The sequence below is a fragment of the Gemmatimonadota bacterium genome, assembly GCA_041390125.1.
Lineage (GTDB): Bacteria > Gemmatimonadota > Gemmatimonadetes > Longimicrobiales > Gaopeijiaceae > JAGQIF01.
Map to the genome: position 1 here is coordinate 65,209 of JAWKQN010000009.1, position 14,999 is coordinate 80,207.

13 protein-coding genes are annotated in these 14,999 nt (G+C 71.2%); 6 read left to right on the top strand and 7 right to left on the bottom strand.

Features of this window, described 5'->3' with window-relative positions:
• The first annotated feature begins 235 nt into the window (after positions 1 to 235).
• From R3E98_10785 to R3E98_10800, 4 genes are read left to right on the top strand one after another with little or no spacing between them, the layout of a single operon-like run.
• Positions 236 to 883 (top strand): TetR/AcrR family transcriptional regulator, encoded by a 648-nt coding sequence (locus R3E98_10785; GenBank protein ID MEZ4423889.1) that lies wholly within the window; start codon positions 236 to 238, stop codon positions 881 to 883.
• Positions 880 to 2,232, top strand: a complete 1,353-nt coding sequence (locus tag R3E98_10790) for a TolC family protein (GenBank protein MEZ4423890.1) — start codon at positions 880 to 882, stop codon at positions 2,230 to 2,232. Before R3E98_10785 ends, R3E98_10790 begins: the two co-directional genes overlap by 4 nt.
• A 43-nt stretch (positions 2,233 to 2,275) precedes the next feature.
• Positions 2,276 to 3,367, top strand: coding sequence for an HlyD family secretion protein (locus R3E98_10795; protein MEZ4423891.1), 1,092 nt, complete (start codon positions 2,276 to 2,278; stop codon positions 3,365 to 3,367).
• On the top strand, positions 3,364 to 4,962 hold the full coding sequence (locus R3E98_10800) for a DHA2 family efflux MFS transporter permease subunit (protein MEZ4423892.1): 1,599 nt from the start codon (positions 3,364 to 3,366) through the stop codon (positions 4,960 to 4,962). Before R3E98_10795 ends, R3E98_10800 begins: the two co-directional genes overlap by 4 nt.
• Before the next feature lie 123 nt (positions 4,963 to 5,085).
• Here the strand turns inward: R3E98_10800 and R3E98_10805 are convergent, their stop codons facing one another.
• Entirely contained in the window at positions 5,086 to 5,448 is a 363-nt protein-coding gene (locus R3E98_10805) for a type B 50S ribosomal protein L31 (protein MEZ4423893.1), read from the bottom strand.
• A 330-nt stretch (positions 5,449 to 5,778) separates the two neighbouring features.
• Here R3E98_10805 and R3E98_10810 point away from each other — a divergent pair, with 330 nt between their 5' ends.
• The gene (locus R3E98_10810; GenBank protein MEZ4423894.1) at positions 5,779 to 6,774 is read left to right on the top strand and encodes an aldo/keto reductase; all 996 of its coding nucleotides are present in this window, start codon (positions 5,779 to 5,781) and stop codon (positions 6,772 to 6,774) included.
• A gap of 3 nt (positions 6,775 to 6,777) precedes the next feature.
• Here R3E98_10810 and R3E98_10815 read toward each other — a convergent pair whose 3' ends face one another.
• Positions 6,778 to 7,650: a DUF4097 family beta strand repeat-containing protein gene (locus R3E98_10815; protein MEZ4423895.1), complete on the bottom strand. Its 873-nt coding sequence runs from the start codon at positions 7,648 to 7,650 to the stop codon at positions 6,778 to 6,780.
• Between the two features lie 212 nt (positions 7,651 to 7,862).
• Entirely contained in the window at positions 7,863 to 10,940 is a 3,078-nt protein-coding gene (locus R3E98_10820) for a hypothetical protein (protein MEZ4423896.1), read from the bottom strand.
• 140 nt (positions 10,941 to 11,080) lie between these two features.
• Here R3E98_10820 and R3E98_10825 point away from each other — a divergent pair, with 140 nt between their 5' ends.
• On the top strand, positions 11,081 to 11,800 hold the full coding sequence (locus R3E98_10825; GenBank protein MEZ4423897.1) for an SIMPL domain-containing protein: 720 nt from the start codon (positions 11,081 to 11,083) through the stop codon (positions 11,798 to 11,800).
• Between the two features lie 17 nt (positions 11,801 to 11,817).
• On the opposite strand, the gene R3E98_10830 is transcribed toward R3E98_10825, so the two are convergent.
• The 4 genes from R3E98_10830 to R3E98_10845 form a co-directional block, all read right to left on the bottom strand.
• Positions 11,818 to 12,243: a DUF126 domain-containing protein gene (locus R3E98_10830; protein ID MEZ4423898.1), complete on the bottom strand. Its 426-nt coding sequence runs from the start codon at positions 12,241 to 12,243 to the stop codon at positions 11,818 to 11,820.
• Positions 12,240 to 13,514, bottom strand: a complete 1,275-nt coding sequence (locus tag R3E98_10835; GenBank protein ID MEZ4423899.1) for an aconitase X catalytic domain-containing protein — start codon at positions 13,512 to 13,514, stop codon at positions 12,240 to 12,242. The genes R3E98_10830 and R3E98_10835 overlap by 4 nt, the downstream gene beginning before the upstream one ends.
• A complete protein-coding gene (locus tag R3E98_10840; protein MEZ4423900.1) occupies positions 13,504 to 13,776 on the bottom strand; it encodes a hypothetical protein in 273 nt (90 codons plus the stop codon). Before R3E98_10840 ends, R3E98_10835 begins: the two co-directional genes overlap by 11 nt.
• Positions 13,777 to 13,902: 126 nt before the next feature.
• Complete coding sequence (locus tag R3E98_10845; protein ID MEZ4423901.1) at positions 13,903 to 14,982, bottom strand: aromatic ring-hydroxylating dioxygenase subunit alpha; 1,080 nt, start codon at positions 14,980 to 14,982, stop codon at positions 13,903 to 13,905.
• Positions 14,983 to 14,999: the final 17 nt, after the last annotated feature.

Sequence of the window (14,999 nt, forward strand, 5' to 3'; positions counted from 1 at the left end):
TCGTCGTCCGAGGGCGGCGGCCGGGTCCGCGGCCCCCCTTCGTCGTCCGAGGGCGGCGGCCGGGTCCGCGGCCCCCCTTCGTCGTCCGAGGGCGGCGGCCGGGTCCGCAGCCATGGCGCGCCAGTCCGCCCCCGCGCGCACGACCGGCTGCGGTCGCCGGGCCCCAGCGCCCCTTTGACGCTGTTGGTTCGACATATAAATTACCGACCGGTCAGTTATTTACCAGGGAGCGATCATGAGCGAACCGGCCCCGCGCTGGCGCCGTCGGCCCACGGAGCGGCCCGAGGAGATCCTGAGGGCGGCGCTCGACGTGTTCGTGGAGGAGGGGCTGGCCGGCGCCCGGGTTGAGGACATCGCCCAGCGGGCGGGCGTCTCCAAGGGGACGCTCTACCTCTATTTCCAGGGGAAGGAGGAGCTCTTTCGCGAAGCCATCCTCGCACATGTGGGGCGTACGCTGGAAACGCTGTCGACGGCCTCCGCGCCCGGGGATGCCCGTGAGCGGCTCGCCCGCTTCCTCGCGGCCTATTGGGCGGTGATGCGGGGGCCACGCTTCGCGGGCCTGTACCGCCTCGTTCTGGCGGAACTGCACCAGTTCCCCGACCTGACGCGCTTCTGGGCGGACGAGATCTCCGGCCGCGCCATCGCGCTGCTCATGCCCGTCCTCGAGGAAGGCGCCCGGGAGGGCGTCTTCCGCCTCCTCGACGCCCGCGTGGCGGGACGCATGATCGCGGCTCTGCTGGGCCAGCACGCCGTCTGGGCCAGCCGGCGCGACCTCTTTCCCCATCTGCGCCAGAAGGATGACGAGGAACTGTTGAGCGAGATCAGCGAGTTTGCCTTTGCGGCCCTGGGAGCTGCCCCACCCTCGCAGGACCTCCTCCGATGAGCGCCCACTGGCTGGCGCCACTGAGTCTCGTCCTTGCGCTCGGGTCCGGTGTGCGCGGCCTGGCCGCCCAGACGTCGGCGGATACACTGCATCTTTCCCTGGGCGACGCGGCCCGCCTCGCCGCCGAGCGCGCCGCGCCGGTCCTCGAGGCCGACGCCCGCATCGACGCTGCCGAGGCGCGGGTGGCGGCGCGCACCGGCGCCTTGCTCCCATCCCTGGATGCCGACGTCGTTCGCGGGGCGCGCACGTTCAACACCGCCTCCTTCGGATTGGAGTTCCCGGCGCCGCCAGGCGAGCCGCCCCTCTTCGATCCAGCCGGTGAGGTGGTGGGACCGGTCGCAAGCGCGGATGTGCGTGCGCACCTCGATGTCCCGCTCCTCGACCTCGCAGCGCTCGCGCAACGCCGCAGCGCCCGGTCGGGTGCCGACGCGGCGCGTGCGGACCGGGAGGCGGTGTCGGAAGCAGCGGCGGGAGCGGCGGCGCTGGCCTACGTCCGAGCGCTGCGGGCCCAGGCCGAGGTAACGGCGCGGGAGCGTGACCTGGCGTTGGCGGAGGAGCTGACCGCTGTGGCCGAAGGGCAGGTGGAAGCGGGCGTTGCGGTGGCGATCGACGTGACGCGGGCCGAAGCCCAGGTCGCCACCATGCGTGCCCGTCTCCTCGCGGCCCGACAACGCGCGCGTGTGGCGGAGTTGGCGCTACAGCGCTCCCTGCACCTGCCCGAGGACGTGCGTGTCGTTCTGACGGACGGCATGGAGCGTCCTCCCGAGCCGGTGCCGACCGAGCCCGAAGCGTTGCGGCGTGCGCGTGCGGAGCGCGCGGACCTCACGCGCACGGAAGCGAGACGGACCGCGGCGCAGCAGGGTGTCGACGCCGAGCGGGCGGCCCGGCTGCCGCGGGTGAGCGCGGCGCTCGACGAAGGGTTCTTTGGAAGAGGGTTCGGCTCCCTGCTGAATACCTACACGTGGAGCGTGCGCCTGAGCGTGCCCGTCTTCGACGGGTTGCAGCGCCGGGCCCGGCTCCGCGAGGGCGAGGCGCAGGTGCGTGAGCTGGAGGTTCGCGCGGCCGATCTCGAAGACGAGGTCCGGTTCCAGGTACGTGCGGCGCTGTTGGAGCTCGAGGCGTCCTCCGAACAGGTGGCCGCCGCCGAGGAACGGCTGCGCCTCGCGGAGCTCGAGGTCGAGCAGGAGGAGGAGCGGGTGCGGGCCGGCGTGGCCGGGACCGCAGATGTGGTTCGCGCGGCGCTCCGCCTGGGAGAAGCGCGCACGGCCCTCCTGGATGTGCTGCAGGCGCAGCAGGCCGCGCGCATCGCGCTCGCGGCGGCCACGGGCACGGTCACGGAGCTGCCTTGAACGCAGGTGGGCTGCGACAGGGGGCACGGATGAGAGGACATCGGTGAGTCGAGAGACAGAGGGTGAAATGGAAGGGTTGGCGGCGGCGGGCGTGCGGACCCGGCGGCGGCTGCTGATGGTGGTCGCTGTCGCGGCGGGAGGGGTGCTGCTCGTGTGGGGTGTCGGACGTGCGCGCTACGCGCGGGCGCACATCTCCACGGAGAACGCGCAGGTGGATGGTCACATCGTCCCGGTCCTCGCCAAGGTGGGCGGCTACGTGGACGCGGTGCTCATGGAGGAGAACGGTACCGTGCGGCGCGGGGAGGACGTGGTCGTGCTGGACGACCGTGAGCTGCGTGTGCGGTTGACGGAGGCCGAAGCCGATCTGGCCGCCGCGCGGGCGGCGGCGGGCGGAGAAGGGGAAGCCGGACAGGCTTCCTCGGACGCCTCTGCGAGCCGGGCGCGGCGTCAGGCGCTCGAGGCGCGGATGGGTGCGGCGCGGGCTCAACGCGACCGCGCCGCCCGCGACCTCGAACGGATACGGGACCTGGCCGAGAAACGGATCGCTTCGCGGCAGCAGTTGGACGCGGCGGAGACGGCCGCGGCTGCCGCGCGTGCCGAGCTGGACGCCCTCACGCAGGACGTGGTGGCGGCACACGCCGCCGAGTCCTCCGCCGGTGCGTCCGTGCGGGCTGCCGACGCTCGCTTGGCGCGCGCGCAGGCCGCCGTCGAGCGCGCCAGGCTCGACCTGTCCTATGCCCATATCGCCGCACCCGTGGGTGGCGTCGTGTCCCGGGCGCAGGTGGAGGTGGGCCAGCTCATCCAGCCTGGCCAGCCGCTCGCGGCCGTCGTGGCGGACTCCGCCGTCTGGGTCACGGCCAATCTCAAGGAGACCGAGACGGCGAACATCCGCCAGGGTCAACCCGTCGCGATCGAGGTCGACGCCTACCCGGGATGCGAGGCGAACGGAGTGGTCGAGAGCCTGAGCCCCGCCACCGGCTCCATGTTCGCGCTCCTGCCTCCGGACAACGCCACCGGCAACTTCACCAAGGTCGTGCAGCGTGTGCCGGTGCGCATCGCCGTGCAGGGCGGCTGCGGAGAGGGGCGTCCGCTCCGGCCGGGGATGTCGGTGGTGGCGCACATCGCGGTCCGGTGACCAGCGCGACCCTGGCCGCCCGCGTGGAGACCCCGCAGGAGCGGGTCTACCGCCACCGCTACATCATCGCCGCGGCGGTGGCGCTCGCGTCCATGATGCAGGTGATCGACACGTCCATCGTGAACGTTGCCATCCCCCATATGATGGGGAACCTGGGCGCCACGGTGGAGGAGGTCTCCTGGGTATCGACCGGCTACATCATCGCGGCGGCGATCGTCATCCCGCTCACGGGATGGCTCGCCGGCTTCTTCGGTCGCAAGCGGTATTTCGTGGGATCCATCATCCTCTTCACGGTGGCCTCGTTCCTGTGCGGAATCTCGGGCAGCCTGCAACAGCTGGTGCTCTGGCGAATCGTGCAGGGGATCGGGGGCGGCGCCTTGATCTCCACGTCGCAGGCGATCCTCTGGGAGTCCTTCCCCCGCGAGGAAGTGGGGACGGGGATGGCCTTCTTCGGGATCGGCGTCATGGTAGGCCCGACCCTCGGTCCTACGCTCGGCGGTTGGTTGACGGACAACTACTCGTGGCCGTGGATCTTTTTCATCAATGTGCCCGTGGGGGCGTTGGCCGTGGCCATGATCATGGCCTATGTGCACGACAACCCGGATCAGCCGCGCAGCCGTCGCATCGATGGGATGGGCATCGCGCTGCTGACCGTGGCCGTGGGCTCGGTGCAGCTCATGTTGGAACGGGGCGAACGGCTGGATTGGTTCGACTCGCCCCTGGTCGTGGGTCTGGCGGCTCTCTCCCTGCTATCGGGGATCTGGCTGATCGTCCACGAGCTGCGGGTGCGCGAGCCGGTCATCAACCTCCGCCTGCTGAAGCAACCGCAGTTCACCGCCGGATCCCTCATGGGCATCGTGCTGGGAGCGGGGTTGTTCGGGTCCGTCTTCATCCTGCCCATCTTCCTGCAGGGCATGCTGCACATGACGGCGTGGCAGACGGGGCTGATCATCCTGCCCGGCGCGATCGCGACGGCCATTTCCATGGGATTCGTCGGACGGCTCAGCGCCACCGTGGACAATCGCCTGCTGATCTTGATCGGCTCGTTGTTCTTCGGGCTGGGGATGTGGCAGCTCTCGCACATCACCGCCGCCACGGGTGGAGACGATCTCTTCTGGCCGCTGATCTGGAGGGGACTGGGCCTGGGGTTGATCTTCGTCCCGCTCACCAATCTGACCCTGCTGGAGATCGGACCTCGTGACCTGGCACAGGCCACGGGCCTCAACAACTTCTTCCGCCAGCTCGGAGGGTCCTTCTCCATCGCCGCCATGGCCTCTCTGCTGACCCGCTTCGTGGGTCAGGAGCACGATATCCTGGCGTCCCAGGTGTCGGCCTATTCGCCGCTGGCCCAGGAGCGTCTGGCGGCGATCACCCGCGGTCTCATGGCCAGCGGCATGGACGCGGCGAGCGCCGCTCGTGCCGCGATGGGTGCGCTGGACGGACAGGTGCTCCTCCAGGCCAATGTTCTGGCCTTCGCCAGGATCTACCTGTTGAGCGGTGCCCTGCTGGTCGGCGCGCTCCCGCTACTGCTGCTGTTCCGCCAGGGCCGGCCGGCGCCCCGGGGGCGCGGCGCTGCGACGGTACACGCGGAGTAGCGTCTCCCGGACACACCCGGCGGTGCGAGGCGCGGCTGCGCCGCGCCGTCGCCCCCCCATACGACGAACGCGGCGCCGCCCCTCCCGGGCGGCGCCGCGTCAGGTCCCGCGGGGCGGGGTGCCCTACTCGGCGGTCTTCTTCTTCGCCGGAGCCTTCTTGGCGGCGGCCTTGGGTTTGGCGGCAGCCTTGGCCTTGGGCTGCTCGGCGGCCTCCGCGGCAGGCGTGGCGCTCTTGGCCTTGGGCTGGTCCGAGTAGCGCTGCTTGAAGCGCTCGACGCGTCCGGCCGTGTCCAGCATCCGCTGGGTGCCGGTGTAGAACGGGTGGGACGCGGCCGAGATCTCCAGCGTGTAGAGCGGATACTCCTGCCCGTCCTCCCACTCGATCGTCCGATCGGTCTTGATCGTCGAGCGCGTGATGAAGGCCATGCCGTTGGACGCGTCGCGGAAGACGACGGGGCGATACTCGGGATGGATTCCGGGCTTCATGGCTGTCGGTCGGGTCGGCGGCGGGGCTGGCCCCCGCACGTGAGGATCGAGCCTTCAACCCTATCCAGAACCGGACCGGGGGTCAATGACCTCCGCCGCCCGGCGGTCGGACCCGGCCACTGCCGCCCCGGCAGGCGGCGACCCCACGCGGGCCGGGGGTCCCTGCCGCTCCCGACGACCGGGGTTCCCGGTGGCCCTGCGGGGGGGTGGGGACGCCGGTCCACCCTGGATCCACCCCCGCCCCCGGGGCATGTTGGGCGGCGGTCCGGGAGCGGGGTGCCCCGGGCCGCATCGCCTCGGCGCACCCCGACACGCTGGGGGCGATCCACCATGCAGACCCGCTTCCTGGGGCGGACGGGCGTCAAGGTCTCTCCGCTCTGCTTCGGCACCATGTCCTTCGGGGGCGACGCGGACGAGGCCATGTCGGCCAAGCTGTTCGCGGCGTGCCGCGACGCGGGTGTGAACGTCTTCGACTGCGCCGATGTGTACAACCAGGGCCGCTCGGAGGAGATCCTGGGCCGCCTCGCGGCCGGCTGCCGCGACGAGGTGGTGCTGACCAGCAAGGTCTATTTCCCCGCCGGCCCGGGGCACAACGCGGCGGGCACCAACGCCTATCACATCGTGCGCGCGGTGGAAGGCAGCCTGCGCCGTCTGGGGACCGATCGCATCGACGTGTACTTCCTGCATCGTTTCGACGACACGGTCCCGCTCGAGGAGACGCTGCGGGCGATCGAGCTGCTGGTGCAGCAGGGGAAGGTCCTGTATCCGGCGGCCAGCAACTTCGCAGCCTGGCAGACCGCCAAGGGACTCGGCATCGCGGAGCGCAACGGATGGGCACGGTTCGCGTGCGTGCAGCCCATGTACAACCTGGTCAAGCGGCAGGCGGAGGTGGAGATCCTCCCGTTGGCGGCCGCGGAGGGCCTGGGCGTCCTGCCGTACAGCCCGCTGGGGGGTGGGCTGCTCACCGGGAAGTACGGAGTCGAGCGTCGCCCGGACTCCGGCCGGCTGCTGGAGAGCCGGATGTACGGCCGCCGCTACGGGGAGGCGTCGAACTTCGAGATCGCCGAGCGCTTCACGGCCTACGCGCGCGAACGGGGCCACAGCCCGGCGGCGCTGGCCGTGGCCTGGGTCGCCGCACATCCGGCGGTGACCGCACCCATCATCGGCGCCCGCTCCGTCGATCAGCTCTCCGACAGCCTCGCCAGCATGGAGCTCCGACTCGCCGCGGAGGAGCGTAGCGCGATCTCCGCGCTGTCCCCGACGCCGGCGCCCGCCACGGACCGCAACGACGAGGGCATCGACGGCGGCTACGGTGTGCGCGCCTGAGCCTCAGCGTGCGTCGCGCAGCTCGATGCTGCCGTCTCCCGTCGCGACCTCCAGGCGGGGGCCGCCCGCGCCCAGCGTGCCTTCGATGCGGTGCTCGCCGATCCGTCCGCGGATGGTCAAGGCGCGCTCGATGCTCAGGTCCTCGCCGCGCAGCTCCACGTCGGCGTCCGCGTCCGACGGGAGCCAGAGCGTGATGTCTCCGTCCCCGGACCGGAGGCGGGCGCCGTGGAACTCGCGGATCCGCACGTCGACGTCTCCATCGCTCGTCTCCACGTCGAGACGGCCGGCCACGCCCTCCACGCGCACGTCGCCATCGGAGGTGTGAAGGCGCAGCTCGGGCGCGGTGGCGTCCTCCACCACCAGGTCTCCATCCGAGGAACGCAGCTCGAGGCGCGTCGGTCGCACGCCCCGCACCCGTACGTCGCCGTCGGACGTACGCACGAGCAGCGCCTCCGCGAACGCGCCCTCGACGTCGATGTCACCGTCGGCACTCGTCAGATCGAGCGCCGCCCCCGCCGGGACGCGAAGCACCGCGGTGACCCCCACGCCGCCGTGCCTCCGCCAATCCCGTCCGTCGATGCGGGCATCGGTCGCTTCGATGCGTGCTTCCGTGCCGGAGGCCTCGACGTGGAACGCCATCCGCTCGAAGACCTCGCGTCCCCAGGCGTCGTCGCGGGCACGGACGTACACGGTCACCGATACGTTCGCGCCCCCGCTGACCAGCCGGATGTCCGCGTCCGCGACGTCCACGACGACGCGCCCGCCGTCGCCGACGTCCAGGGTGCGCTGCAGCAGGACGTCTCCCAGGTCCTGCCCCGTGAGCGGAGCGGCGAGGAGCAGCAGGCCGGCCAGGGTCGGGAAGGGAAGCGCGCGCATGGAGTCTCCAAGGTGGCGCCGGCTCCGGTGCGGCCGGGTGTTCCCTTGGACAGGTGGAAGGCGGTGTCGGTTGGAGGGCGGGGCCGCGCCGGAGCGTGGCGATCCGTCGCTCCCCGCTGCCGGTCCTCGGAAGCGGGGCAGGTGCACAACGAGAACGGGGCGGCGGGACCCTGGGTCCCACCGCCCCGCGCGGTGCCGGAGGCGCTCCGGGCTCAGTCCTGCTCGGTCACCGTGCGCAGCACGCGCTCGAGGTCCTGCATGTACTCCTGGAGCAGCGAGTACAGCTCGTCGTAGCGCATCTCGTACTCTTCCCCCGGGGCCTGGTCGGCGCTGAGGAGGTTGCCGTAGAGGTACTCGAGCTGGTCCACGAGCATGGGGCGGCTGTACCGGATCGGCGCCGTCTCCATCATGCCCTTGATCTCCTCGAGCGTCCGCTTGGCGTTGCCGCTCGCGCCGTTGTCGAGCGCACGATTCAGCCGCACGAGCGCCAGGCGGGCCTCGGTCAGCGCATCGCGCGCCTCGACGGCCTTGTCCACCTGCGCGTTCAGGTCGGCCATGGTGACGCCGTTGGCCAGGACACGGGGGTCGGCCATGACCTGGAACGTCTTGGTGTCGCTCCAGGAGCCCACCGTGAGCCGCGCCTGGTACTCGCCGGGCTTGACCAGCGGACCCGAGGCGCCGAAGCGCCGCGGGTTCGGATCCCACGGGCCGGGCAGGCGCAGGTCCCACACGAAGCGGTGCGCGCCTGCGGTCTTCGGCACGCGCGCCGTGCCCAGCGTCAGGGTCTGGAATTCGCGCATGGTCGGGACCTCGACCGTGGTCTGACCCGGACCCTCGCTCGAGAACGAGCGGATGACGCTCCCGCGCCCGTCGAGGATCTCGATCGTGACCTCGCCCTGCGCGTCGGACGCGAGCGAGTAGTCGATCATGGCACCGGCCGGCGGGTTCTCCGGCTCGTGGGGGAGACGTCCGCCGAAGCCGCCACCCAGACGCAGGCGGTACGCATCTGCGACGTTGAACAGATGCGCGGGCTGCGACGCCATCTGCGGCGTCATCTCCCGCAGCGGTTGCAGGTTGTCCATGATCCAGAAGGACCGGCCCATCGTGGAGATGGCCAGGTCTCCCCGCACCAGCGCGATGTCGGTGATGGGGGTGACCGGCAGGTTCAGCTGGAACGGCTGCCAGCGGGCGCCGTCGTCGAAGGAGACGAACATGCCGAACTCGGTGCCGGCATAGAGCAGGCCCTCACGCTCCGGGTCCTCGCGGATGACCCGGACGGGATAGTCGGCCGGGATGCCGTTGCTGCCCGTGGTGATGCGCGTCCAGCTCTCGCCGTAGTCCTCCGTCCTGAAGCCGTACGGCGCGAAGTCGCCATCCACCTGCTGCCGCAGCACGGTGGCGTATGCCTTGGCCGGATCGTGCGGGGACACCTCGATGTTCTGCACGCGGCCGAACGGCGGTACGTCGGGCGTCACGTCCGTCCAGTTGCGCCCGTTGTCGCGCGTGACGTGGACCAGTCCGTCGTTGGAGCCCGCCCAGATGACGCCCGGCTCGTGCGGCGACTCCTGGATGTCGTAGAGGACGCTGTAGTGCTCCTCGCCCGTCACGTCACGCGTGATGGGCTCCCCGGAGACCACCTGGTACTGGGGCGGGAAGGCCGTCAGGTCCGGCGAGATGGTCTCCCAGGTGCGCCCGCCGTCCCGTGTGCGATGCACGAACTGCGAGCCGTGGTAGACCGTGTTGGGATCGTGGGGGGAGACGTGCACCGGCACGACACGCTGGAAGCGGTACTTGAGGTCCTTCGGGTTGGCCCCGTAGAGGTTCTCGAACCCGACGTAGTACTGCTGCTCCTGCCCCGTGCGGCGGTTGTAGACCCCGAAGCGGCCCTTGCAGTTGGCGTAGACCACGTCCGGGTCGCCGGGCTTGGGCACGGCGGGACCGGTCTCGCAACCACCGTGGATCTCCCAATGGCCTTCGGCGCCCGTGGGGGAGTCGAAGGGCGCGAAGGCGGGCACCGAGATGGTCGTGTTGTCCTGCTGCCCCGCATACATGCGGTAGGGGAAGCCGGTGTCCACGTCCACCTGGTACAGCTCGGCGGTGGGCTGGTTGTTCTGCGTCGACCAGGTGCGGCCTCCGTCCAGGCTCACGTTGGCGCCGCCGTCGTTCGACTGGATCATGATGTCCGGGTTGTCCGGATTGATCCACAGGTCGTGGTTGTCGCCGTGCGGTGTGCGCTGCGCGGTCCACGTCTTCCCGGCGTCGGTCGACTGGTAGTGACCCTCCGCCATGCCCCAGAGGATGTCGGGGTTCACCGGGTGGGCGTTCAGGTTCGTGTAGTAGAACGGCCGGTTGCGGATGGGCTGGAAGTCGCTCACCTGCGTCCAGGTCTCACCCCGATCGTCGGAGCGATAGACGCCGCCTTCGTCGTCGGGCGCCTCGAAGAGGACGTAGACGCGGTCGGGGTCGCCGGCGGATACGGCCAGGTCGGCCTTGCCCCGGAGGTCGTTGGGCAGCCCCTGCGTCTTCAGCTCCCAGGTGTCTCCGCCGTCCGTCGATTTGTAGAGTCCGCCCTCGCGCGAGCCGGAGATGATCGTCCAGAGCTTCCGGTCGACGGTCCAGGTGGTCGCGTAGATCGTGTTGGGGTCGTCCGGAGCGAACTCCAGGTCGACCGCCCCCGTGGAATCGGAGACGAAGAGCACCTTCTCCCAGCTCCGGCCCCCGTCGCGCGTGCGGAAGACGCCGCGCTCCGGGTTGTCCTTGTGCGGATTGCCGATGGCGGCGACGTAGGCCAGATCGGGATTGCTCGGGTGGATCAGCACGGCGCCCGTACTGGCGGTGTTCTCCAGCCCGACATGGGTCCAGGTCTCGCCGGCGTCCGTCGATTTGTAGACGCCCTTGCCGATGATGATGTTGGAGCGGATGCCGTCGGATCCGGTCGCCACGTAGACGATGTTCGGGTCCGACTCCGCGACGGCGATGGCGCCGATGGAGCCGGACGCGAAGTAGCCGTCGGAGATGGGCACCCACGTGCTGCCCGCGTCCGTGGTCTTCCACACGCCGCCGCCGGTGGCGCCCATGTAGAAGGTGTGCGGCTGGGCACGGTGCCCGGCCACCGCGGTCACGCGGCCCCCGCGGGACGGTCCGGCCAGACGGTAGCGCAGGCCGGACATCAGCGACGTGGGCATCGGTTGGGCCGAAGCCGAGCGGGCCTGGGCCGCCACCGGGAGGGTGTCCTGCGCGAGCAGGGCCCCCAGGAGCAGGGCAAGACGGAGCGGAGCGGAACGGGTCATCGGGCACACCGGGGTTGAGGGCGGACGTGCCGTCACAATGGTCACGGGCCGCGCGCCCGGCAAGCGCTCCGGGCCCCGAACCACGGTGGAGCAGCCGGTGTAGGATGCGCCGTACCCCACGAGGAGGCGGGATGGGTGGCATGGATCGGAAGGGTGGCGCAGCGTTCCCGGCCCTGTTGCTCGCGCTCGGGATGGTGCTGGCGGCCGTGGTCTTCGGCGGCTTCTTCCTGGCGGCGCGGCGGGGGGATGCGACGGTGCAGGTCGTCGGGTCCGCCACCCAGGGCTTCGAGTCGGACGTGGTGAAGTGGAGCCTTTCGCTCTCGCGGCCGGTCTCCCTGACGGGGCTGCAGCAGGGCTACGGTGCGCTCGGGGACGACATCGCGTTCCTGGTGGATCAGCTCGTCGCCGCTGGCGTCGATCGGGACCAGGTGGCCGTGCAGCCCGTGACGGTCAACCAGCAGTGGGGACAGGGCGGGGAGATCGTCGGGTATCAGTTGTGGCAGTCGCTCTTCCTGATCTCCCCGCAGGTGGAGGCCGTCGAGCGTCTGGCGTTGAGCCCGGGCGCGCTGCTGCGCTCCGGGGTCGTGCTCCAGTCTTCCCAGCTCGAGTACTACTTCAGCGGCATCACCGAGCTCAAGCACACCTTGCTCGCGTCCGCCACCCAGGATGCCCAGGCACGTGCGCAGGAGATCGTGGGCGTGACCGGCGCGGAGGTGGGGACCATGGTGTCGGCGCGCGCGGGCGTCTTCCAGATCCGCGAGCCGTATTCGACGGCGGTCGAGGGCTACGGCATGCATTCGACCGGGACGCGGGAGAAGGAGATCACCGTCACGGTGCACGCCACCTTCCGCGTGCACTGATCCGGTCGGGCCGACCCTCAGGTCCCGATCCGGATCCGTCCGCCCGGCCGCACCAGCACCTCCGTGCCGGAGGGCACCCCGACGAGATCTCCCGGCGCCACGGCGAGCACGGGACAGGTCGCGTACCCCAGCTCCTCGGCCACCACCGCACCGATGGGCAGCACGGGATCGATGGTGCCGAGCAACAGCGCCGCGGGGGCCCGGCCGCCGCGGAACAGCTCCAGCAGGACGGAGCTGGACGAGCTCGACCCCACGGTGGCGGGCACCAGCACCACCTGACCGTGCAGCGCCACGCCGTGTTGCGGGTGGCGGGGGTCGACGATGCGTCCGCTCCCGGGGTGGACGCCGCCCCAGAAGCTGACCGGAGCCTCCAGCACCAGCAGCGGGCCCCGGCCCTCGCCGTCTACGAGGACGCGCGTGCGGATCTCCAGTCCTTCGCTCATTCCGCGGCGCCCCACAACGCTGCGTCCCGGCGCACCCGCCCTTCGCGGGCGGAGCGCACGCACTCCTCGAGGCTTCCGAACACCACGTCGTAGCCCGTCGTCCCGGGTGTGTAGTGGGCGAACTTGCCGGAGTTCGTCATCAGGGTCCCCCCCGCCGCGTCGAGGATGGGCGCCACGACGACGCAGGTGTCGGCCACCAGACGGATGCCCGCGTCCTCGAAGCGGCGCAGGCGTCCCTCGGTCTCCAGGCGTTCCAGCACGCCCCGGCCGGTGCACACATAGAACGGGACGGCGAAGGGGCGCTCGGGGAGGAGCGCCTCCAGGTCGGAGAACTCGTCCAGCGAGAAGTGGGGGCTCCCCACTGCGACCGCGTCCAGGCGGGTCCGCTCGGTGGAGCTGAGCGTGGAGAGCGTGCGCGCCAGCTCCGACCGGCTCGGACGGAGCACCGCGGTGGGCGCGCGTCCCCCGAACGCCGTGGCGACGTCCGGCGCCTCCGGTGTGGCACCGATCACGTGGAAGAGGCCGACCGCGCCGGTGGAGGCGGCGGCCGCACCGAGCGCCTTCAGCCGGTCCTCCGACACCGGGAGGGGCAGCCCGTCCAGGGCCGCCACCCGACCACCGGCGTGCCGTCCCAGCCAGGAGCCCAGCACCGGGTAGAAGACGTCGGCGGCCCGCAGGTCGGCGGGGAGGTGACCCAGCTCCACCAGGAGCGTGGCGAGCCGACCCTCGTCCGTGTGGAGGCCCGACCAGGGGGCCCGTCCACTGATGGCACAGGCGACGTCCAGGAAGTCGCCGTAGCGGTTGGTGCGGGCGCCCAGCACGGAATTCACGAACGCGACCGCGTTGGATTCGCCCCAGGCCACCTGGCTGCCGACCGCGGGCCGGTGCCCCGCCTGGTAGGGGGCGCAGGTCCAGGTGGGCGTGCAGCCCAGCGTGACGTGCGCCTCCATCAACCGGGCGGACATGCGGGTGGCGTGCGGGTCCGCGCGCACCCGTTCCGGGTGCAGCAGGTCGAGCGCCCCGACGTTCAGCGTGGTCGGGACACGCACACGCGCGCCCTCCCGGACCAGGCGCTCGGCGTACTCCACGCCGCCGTCCCCGTGGTAGAGGCAGCCGTCCACGTGCGCGGAGCTCACCGCCACCAGACGGGGCGCATCGAGGAAGCGGGCCGCCGCCACGACCACGCGCAGCGCGCGGGCCACGCCCGCGCCGCCCTCACCGGCCAGCAGCGCCTGCTCCTCGGCGGTCAGGACCGGGCCGTCAGTGCGCAAACCATCTCCGGGCGACGAGGTCGTGGAACAGCGTCAGGGGACGGCCGTTCTCCAGCACCACCTCGAAATACAGGCGCGAGACCGGGGCGCGCCACCATTCGTCGTCGACGCGCCAGCATTCACGGACCTGCGCCACGCGCTGGCCACGACCACTCCGGGCGCGCACGGACAGGGGTGTGCCGCTGCGGTCCGCGTCCACGTGGACGGGAAGGGGACCGCCCAGAGGGCGGAGGCGTTGGGAGGAGGTGGAACGTGCGCGCATGGAGCCATCCGGTACCCGAATAAAAACCGAAATATGGAGGGGGCGAGACGGGGTGCCAAGGGCCGGTGAAGAGGGGGACACGCGAGCGCCACGGTCCCGACGGCGCGCCGGATCCGCGTTCCCGCGTCAGCCCAGCGCCCGCTCGAGCAGCACGTGGAAGTGGTGGGTGCCTACCTCCCGCCGGGGCGAGAAGCGGCCCCGGTCGTAGAGTCGCGAGCGCACCCCGCGCTGGACGGACTCGACGATCTCCTCGTCCTCCATCTCCACGCGGTGCAGATCCCCACCCACCCCGGCGCGTCGGGACGCGTCCCAGACGTAGGGCCGGAAGCGCACGCGCGTCCGCGACGGACCCAACGGCTCGATCACGTTCAGCGACAGACCCCACGGATAGACGTTGAGCATCGTGGAGGGGAAGAGCCAGAAGTAGAGCGCCGCGACCCGCGTTCCGGCGTTCGGGTGGTCGGCCGGCAGGTCCAGCGCGGGCTCCCCCTCACGCCCCACACCGATCTGGAGGTTGCCGTGGTCGAAGCACTCGGTGTGGTAGGCGCCGTAGTCGAGGCCCTGCAGGCTGCCGCCGTGCACGTAGGGGATATGGAACTCCTCCAGGTAGTTGTCGACGTACAGGGCCCAGTGCGCGTCGAGATAGTATTCGCGCGCGGTCGACGCGTCGAAGACCGCGCGCTCCCACGGCAGGAAGGCGGTGCGGGCCCGCACGGGCTCGATCCACTCCGCGAACGACACCGCGGGATCCAGCGCGGAGAACCACAGCGGCCCGAAGCGCTCGAGCGGCAGCGCGGGCAGGTCGTCCGATGCACAGGGGAAGCCCTCGGCGCCCTCGAACTCGGGCATGGACGCGAAGCGGCCGTCCAGGCCGAACTTCCGACCGTGGTAGCGGCAGCGCAGCGCGTGCACGTGTCCCTCCCCCTCCACCACCAGCGCGCCCCGGTGCGTGCACACGTTGGAGAGGCAACGCGTCCGGCCGTCCTCACCGCACGCGAGCACCAGCGGCTCGTCCAGGCAGCCCTCGAGCAGCGTGAAGGGCAGGACGTGGCCGGGTGCCTTCACACGGTCCGCGTCGGCCACCCATTGCCAGGAACGCGCGAAGACGCGCTCGCGCTGGCGCTCGAAGGCGGCCGGATCGCCGTAGGTGGCTGACGGCGTGGTCCAGGCGCGGCGGATGTCGGGGTCGACGACGGGTCGGTCCATGCCGCCGTGATAGCGGG